This window comes from Endozoicomonas sp. SESOKO3 (genome assembly GCF_024606255.1).
Window position 1 is genome coordinate 1 of sequence record NZ_JAHHPR010000001.1, and the last position, 1,254, is coordinate 1,254.

Genomic DNA, 1,254 nt, shown 5'->3' on the forward strand with positions numbered 1-1,254 from the left:
GCCCAGACTGCGAACAGAAATCAGACCTGACTTCCAGCTCACCAAAAAGGTAAGTCGTTCCAGCTCTGTGTCAAAGAGGAATATGGGTCACCTGAAGGGGGTGATGAAAAATGCTGATTTAGCACAACAGCAAGCTCTGGCCAAAACCTTTGATATGTGTCCTGAGGAACTGCACAAAGCGCTTGAGACAAACATGGCATTTCCAAACATTAATCTAAGTACTTTCGAAATAGTCAAAAAACTTTGGGAAGAAAAAGATTTAACCCATTTTTCTGCGGGTATCTCAATGTTAGAGTCGCTGGAGACAAAAGCGTTGGGCTATTACGAGAAAAAACTGGTCGGCGCTGTGCGTGACAGCAGCTTCAACAACTATAAACCGATGTCTGAGGCAGTAAAAAGAATACTGTCCAACAGTGATGGCTATCAGGTCATTGAACAACTCAAGTCACTTCATTCGAAAATGATTGATCAGGCGGGAGCAAGTTCTCAACAGTGGTTGAGTTCAATAGTGGATATACTGATGCACAGTGACCTGAGCAATCCTCCGGTTATTCGCTTTGCCTATGCGGCTTTGGATTTGGGTTGGCTGGATCCGCCGTCGGTGTATGAGAGTCATATTATAGAGGCTGCTGAACATCATGATTTATTGTTGCGTCTGGAAGGTGTCGATGAACTGAAGGCTAAAGCCGCTGATGGCCTGAAAAAGTTTTATCAGCAATGCTTGTTCAGGGAAAAAAACAGCCAGAAATGGCAGTTGGCTTATGAAGGTTTCCAAAAGAGTAAAGATAATGCCTTATTTATTACTCATGGTTATGATGGGTTTTCGTCATTCCTTGAAGATAAAATTTCTAATTCATCGTTAAAGCCCATCTGGACCGATAATCCTGAGGGCACTCCGAATATAGAACGACTGCTGGTGCAACATCCCGCGTTTTCGAAATTAAGCTCAGGCAAGACGAACCACCGTTTGGTGATTATCATGGGGCAACCCTTGAGCGACGAAGTGATTGATGAAAAAGCAGAAGCCTTGCTTCACAAAAAAGTCGAGAACAGCCCTGACTTGAAACAGCTCCTGGCAAGAATTAATCAACGTAAAGCAATAAGAAAACAATATGTCGATGCTATGGAAGAATTGAAAAAGCCCGATGCTTCTACAAGCTATAACGAGTCCATGTCTCCTCATGATCACTACCGGATTCAAAAAGAAGAATATGAGGAAAAAAAGCATGATCTCAACAGCAGGTACTTAAAGTC

General features: G+C 42.9%; 1 protein-coding gene. It reads left to right on the forward strand.

Annotated elements, in window-relative coordinates:
* Positions 1 to 82: 82 nt before the first annotated feature.
* Positions 83 to 1,254: hypothetical protein (locus KDK18_RS00005; protein WP_257252294.1), on the forward strand; the 1,172-nt coding region annotated here is incomplete at its 3' end.